Genomic DNA, 5,844 nt, shown 5'->3' on the forward strand with positions numbered 1-5,844 from the left:
GCTCCAAAGTCAAGGGTGGACGAAGTCCATCGCGAAGCGACGCCGAAGGCGCCCTTGACTTTGGAGGGGCGGCCCCGTACGCAAGCGCCGCCCCCGCCGCCTCTGGGCCCTATGCTCGAGAACTCGATCTCCCCGTCTTCCGGTCTCCCGTTTCCCCTGTCTCCCGCCTTCCCCCAGGTCTCCGCCGGACTTCCAATTGTCCAACTTTCGTATTTTGAACGTGCGCGGCCTTGCAGAAGCATGTTGAGCATGGACACGGATGGCATGAAGGATTCGATGACCGGCGGCGAGCAGGACGTCCCGTCGGGGATCTGGCGCACGCCGAGTTTTCAGCGCTGGTACACCGCACAGCGCGACGCAGGCAATGTGCTGCTCGGTGCCAGGCCCGTATGGACGTCAACCATCAACGGTGATTCGGGTGCGGTGTTCTTCTGGGCGCTGCATGTGCGGATGCATGTCGCCGCCGAGGACAGGACGAAGGACAACGAGATCGTCATCTCCCGGCCGGACGTCTCTGTAGTGGCCCTCTATCGCCCTGGTCCGTCACTGGACGAAACGACGGTCGTGCTCGTACGGGAGTTCCGCAGTCCGGCCTCGACGCCCGACGGGTACGTCCACGAGCTGCCCGGCGGCTCGTCGCCAGCCAAAGCGGCTAGTCCCAGCCAGGCGGCCAGCCCCACCGAGCCAGCCAGCCCCACCGAGGCAGCCACCCTCACCGAGCCTGCCAGCCCCGCCGAGCCTGCCAGCCCCATCGGGTCGGCCGAGCCCACCGAGAATGGTGGTGTGACGTTGGCTGGTGAGGTGTTGGCTCAGGCGGTCGATGAGTTGGTCGAGGAGACCGGTCTGCGGGTCGACGCCGGCCGGTTCCGCGCGCACGGGAGCCGCCAGGTCGCCGCGACCGTGTCCGCGCATCATGCGCATCTCTTCTCCGCCGAGATCACCGACGACGAGCTGGCCTGGTTGCGGGCGCAGCGGGACCGTCCGCACGGCGTGGACGGCGATTCCGAGCGGACGTGGGTGGAGATCGCGACCTTCGGGGAGATCCGCGCGGCGCGGCTCGTCGACTGGGCCACGTTGGGCATGCTCATCGAGGCGCTGTCCGGGCGACATCCGGGTGCTGAGCCGGCGGAGAGGACGAGCTGAAACCGGCTGAAACCGCGGTGAAAGCGTTCTGAAGGCGGGCGGGCGCAGAGTCGGCGGCATGACGACGAAACCGGCGCAGACGGCCATCGAGGTGGTCGGGCTGCGGAAGACGTTCGGGGACAAGGTCGTGCTCGACGGGCTCGACTTCGAGGTGCCCCGGGGGACGGTCTTCTCGCTCCTGGGGCCTAACGGTGCGGGCAAGACCACGGCGGTGCAGATCCTGTCCACGCTGATCGGCGCGGACGGGGGGCGGGCGCGGGTCGCGGGCCGCGACGTGGCGCGGGACCCGGACGGGGTGCGGCGCGCGATCGGGGTGACGGGCCAGTACTCGGCGGTGGACGGCCTGCTGACCGGCCGCGAGAACCTGATCCTGATGGCCGACCTGTACCGGCTCGGCCGCGCGGAGGGCCGGCGGCGCGCCGATGAGCTGCTGGAGCGGTTCGACCTGGTGGAGGCGGGCGGGAAGCTGGCGTCCACCTACTCCGGCGGCATGCGGCGCAAGCTCGACATCGCGATGACGCTGGTCGGCGACCCGCAGATCATCTTCCTGGACGAGCCGACGACGGGCCTGGACCCGCGCAGCCGCCGGGCGATGTGGGACCTGGCGCGGGGCCTGGTGGCCGCGGGCGTGACGATCTTCCTGACGACCCAGTACCTGGACGAGGCGGACCGGCTCGCCGACCGGATCGGCGTGCTGAACGGCGGCCGGCTGGTCGCGGAGGGCACGTCCGAGCAGCTCAAGCGGATGGTGCCGGGCGGGCACGTGGTGCTGCGGCTGGCCGGTCCGGACGGCCTGGACGCGGCGGCGCGGGTGCTGCCGGTGTCGGGGCGCGACGACGAGGCGCTGACGCTCCAGGTGCCGAGCGACGGCGGCGTCCGGTCGCTGCGGGCGCTGCTCGGCCGCCTGGAGGACGAGGCGATCGAGGTGGAGGAGTTCTCCGTCCACACCCCCGATCTGGACGACGTGTTCCTCGCCCTCACCGGCGACGCCCCGCACACGGCCACGGGCGACGCCCCGGACGCCCCCACCGACACCACGCAGGACGACGACCGGAAGGCGGCTTCGCGATGACCGCGCTCTCCCAGGTGACGGCGGACTCGGCGACGATGCTGCGCCGCAATCTCCGGCACGCGCTGCGCTACCCGGCGCTCTCGATGAGTTCGATCATGACGCCGATCCTGTTCCTGCTGCTGTTCGTGGGCGTGTTCGGCAAGGCGCTCGGCAAGGGCGTCGGCGGCGTCGACTACGTCGACTACGTGACGCCGGGGATCATCCTGATGGCGGTGGCGTCGGGCTGCATGTCGCCGTCCGTGGCGGTCGCGGTGGACATGACGGAGGGCGTCATCACCCGGTTCCGCACGATGCCGATCGCGCGGTCGTCGCTGCTGACGGGGCATGTCGCCGGCAGCATGATCCAGACCCTGACCAGCCTGGTGCTGGCGGTCCTGGCGGCGGTCGCGATGGGCTACCGGCCGGACGCGGGGCTCGGCGGCTGGCTCGCCGCGGCGGGCCTGATGGTGCTGCTGACGTTCGCGCTGACCTGGCTCGCGGTGGCGCTGGGGCTGCTGGCGAAGGGCCCGGAGGGGGCGAGCAACTCGCCGCTGATCATCCAGTTCCTGCCGTTCCTCGGCAGCGCGATCGTCCCACCGGACTCGATGCCGGCGGGGGTGCGGTGGTTCGCGGAGTACCAGCCGTTCACGCCGATGATCGAGGCGCTGCGGCAGCTGCTGATGGGCCGGCCCGCGGGCCATGACACGGCGGTCTCGATCGCGTGGTGCGTGGGCGTCGCGGTGGTCGGCTACCTGTGGGCGAAGTGGCTGTTCAACCGCGATCCGTCGCGCTGACCCAGGCGTCCAGCGCCGCGCGGGCGGCGGTCCGCAGCCCGTCCCGGTCCAGGCCGGCGTAGGCCGACACCGCGTCGGCGTACGCCGGCCCGTCGGCGTCCTGTGCGGCGCGGCGGAGGGCGGGCGGGGCCATCGTCGGCTGGAACGTCCGGACGAAGTTGAGCCGCTCGCCCAGGGCGATCATCCGCGCGGCGCGCGCCCGGTCGCCGCCCCGGGCGAGGTCCACCATGGCGAGCGCCACCAGGATCCCGCCCTGGACGGGCAGGTCCATGAAGAACGCCGGCACCGGCAGCGGCGGGTCGGCCAGCAGGGCGGCGAGCTTGGCGGGGAGCCCCGCGACGACGTCCTGGACGAGGTCGAGCCGGCCGTGGCGGGCGTGCGCGACGACCGCGGCGATGTGCGTCTCCAGCGTCCAGGGGTCGAATTCGGGGTCGACGGACGGGTCCGGGTCGTGCTTCAGCCGGCCGACGGCCTCCCGCCAGAGCCGCAGCCCGGTGTCGGTGTCGCCGCGTCCGAGCGCGAGTTCGGCGCGGGCGCCGAGGTCGAAGCTGGCGGTGCCGTACGCATCCTCGGGTCCGTGGAGCAGGGACCTGTCGAGCCAGCGTTCCGCCTCGTCGTGGTCGCCGAGGTGGAGGTTGACGCCGGCGATCGCCCAGTGGAGCCCGAACATGTCCCGCCACCGGTAGCGCTCCATCAGCCGCAGCGCCGCCAGCAGGTGCGTCAGGGCGAGTTCGCTCTCGCCGACCTGCATGAGGAGCTCGCTGAGCCGCGAGTGGGCGGCGAGTCCGACCCAGGGGGTGACCGGCCCCTCGATCGCCTTCAGCGCGACCTCGGTGGCGGCGAGCGCCCCCTCCAGGTCGCCGTCCCGTTCGAGGACGTATCCGGCGAGGACGTCCGCGATGCCGGCGAGGAGGGGCTCGTCGCTCGCGCGCATCTCGTCCAGGACGGTGGAGTCCTTCGCGAAGATCTCCGGCGCGGACCGGATGACGAGCGCCATGGCGCCGCCCAGCGTGGACGGCGACGGCGGGGGCAGGCGCCGCAGCGCGACCAGCGTGCGCGTGACCTGCGGGCCCTTGAGCACCAGCGAGATCATGGAGCACAGCGCGAGGGCCGTGCGGGTGGTGGCGACCTGCGCGGGCTCGGGCCGGAACATGGTCAGGGGGCCCGACGCCTCCCCGGCGAGCGCGGACAGCCGGGTGAAGGCGGACTCGATCGTCCAGAGCGCCCCGAGGACGGCCGTCACGGCCGCCACCGACGGGCCGTCGCGGCGGGCGATCCCGTGCCGCAGGGCCTGCTGGAGGTTGTCCTGCTCGGCCCGGACGAGGTCGATCGTGTCGAGCGGTTCGGCGTCGAAGAGCCGCTCGTGGTGCGCCGTCCCGAACTCGCGCGCCCAGGCGAGCAGCCCGTCGACGGCCCGCTCCGTCTCGCCGGCCTCCTCGCGGTACGCGGCGCTGAACTCGCGGACGCTCTCCAGCATCCGGAAGCGGGCGCCGGAGCCGGTGTCGGTGACGACGAGCAGGGACTGGTCGGCGAGGTCCTCCAGGACCTCCAGGACGCCGTCGCCGACGAGGTGGCGGGCGGCGTCGGCGGTGAACCCGCCGGGGAAGACCGACAGCGCCCGCATCGCGGCCCGCGACCGCGGGGCGAGCAGGGTCCAGCTCCAGTCGACGACCGCGTGCATGGTGCGGTGCCGGGCGGGGGCGTCGCGGGCGCCGCCGCGCAGCAGCGCGAACCGGTCGTCCAGCCCGCGGGCGATCTCCGCCACCGACATGATCCGCACGCGCGCCGCCGCGAGCTCCACGGCGAGGGGCAGCCCGTCCAGGTGCCGGCACAGCTCCCGGACGCGCTCGGGGGGCAGTTCGGCGTTCGGGCGGGCGGCGCGGGCACGCTGCTCGAACAGCTCGGCGGCCGTCGCCTCGTCCAGTTCGGGCAGCGGGTACACGGTCTCCGACGACAGCCCGAGCGGTGCCCGGCCGGTGGTGAGGACGCGCAGGTCGCGGGTCGTCGAGACGAGCGCGCCGACCAGTTCGGCGGCGGCGGACACGACGTGCTCGCAGTTGTCGAGGACGAGCAGCGCCGGGCCGGGGCCGAGGGCGTCGGCGATCCCGGCGACCTCGCCGGTGGCCCCGGTCATCAGGGCGGACGCGCGCCGTGCCTCGCCGACGCCGAGGACGGACGCGACCTCGCCCGCGACGTCGCCGTCCGGTGCGACGCCGGCGAGCGGCACGACGTGCACGGTCCGCTGTTCGGCCGCGCGCGCGACGGCGTGCGCGAGCCGGGTCTTGCCGAGGCCGCCCGTCCCGACGATCGAGGTGACGCGGGAGGTGCGCAGCAGGTCGAGGACGTTCGCGATGTCTCCGGCGCGGCCGAGCAGCGGGTTCGGCTCGTGGACGATGCCGCGCCGCACGGCGGGGGCGGCCTCCGCGTCGGTGTCGGCGGTGTCGGCGGTGGTGGCGCGCAGCAGTTCCCGGTGGACGGTGCGCAGGGCCGGGCCGGGGTCGCTGCCGAGCGCGTCGCGGAGCGTGCGGCGGTAGGTCTCGAACCGGGCCAGCGCGGCGGACGGCCCGGCGGTCGCGGCCTCGCTGCGCAGCAGCTCGGCGAGGATCTCCTCGTCGTGCGGGTGCTCGGCGGCGAGGGCGGCGAGCGGGCCGGCCGCCTCCGCGTGGCGGCCGAGCCGGGAGAGCGCCAGCGCGCGGCCGCGGACGAGGTCGCGGTAGGTCCGGGCGCGGTCGGCGCGCAGCAGCGAGAGCGGGTCGTGGGGGGGCGCGGCCGGCGGGCCGGGCCCGCGCGCGCGCCCGGCCGCGGCGGGGGCGGGCGCGGCGGCGGGGGGGGGGGGGCGGGGGGGGCGGGGGGGGC

The 5,844-nt window shown here is 74.1% G+C and carries 4 protein-coding genes; 3 read left to right on the forward strand and 1 reads right to left on the reverse strand.

Translation table 11 applies throughout. The annotated features are described in order from the left end of the window. Positions 1-249 precede the first annotated feature (249 nt). The 3 genes from ABZ914_RS34455 to ABZ914_RS34465 are packed head-to-tail and all read left to right on the forward strand — an operon-like array spanning position 250 to position 2,988. Positions 250-1,143: an NUDIX hydrolase gene (locus tag ABZ914_RS34455; protein WP_500198388.1), complete on the forward strand. Its 894-nt coding sequence runs from the start codon at positions 250-252 to the stop codon at positions 1,141-1,143. Between the two features lie 58 nt (positions 1,144-1,201). Then, positions 1,202-2,215, forward strand: coding sequence for an ATP-binding cassette domain-containing protein (locus ABZ914_RS34460; protein WP_500198390.1), 1,014 nt, complete (start codon positions 1,202-1,204; stop codon positions 2,213-2,215). Continuing rightward, a complete protein-coding gene (locus ABZ914_RS34465) occupies positions 2,212-2,988 on the forward strand; it encodes an ABC transporter permease (protein WP_500198391.1) in 777 nt (258 codons plus the stop codon). Before ABZ914_RS34460 ends, ABZ914_RS34465 begins: the two co-directional genes overlap by 4 nt. Here ABZ914_RS34465 and ABZ914_RS34470 read toward each other — a convergent pair. Next, a partial coding sequence (locus tag ABZ914_RS34470; RefSeq protein ID WP_500198392.1) for an ATP-binding protein occupies positions 2,966-5,844 on the reverse strand: 2,879 nt, incomplete at its 5' end. The genes ABZ914_RS34465 and ABZ914_RS34470 overlap by 23 nt on opposite strands.

The sequence above is a fragment of the Spirillospora sp. NPDC046719 genome, assembly GCF_040645715.1.
GTDB lineage: Bacteria > Actinomycetota > Actinomycetes > Streptosporangiales > Streptosporangiaceae > Spirillospora.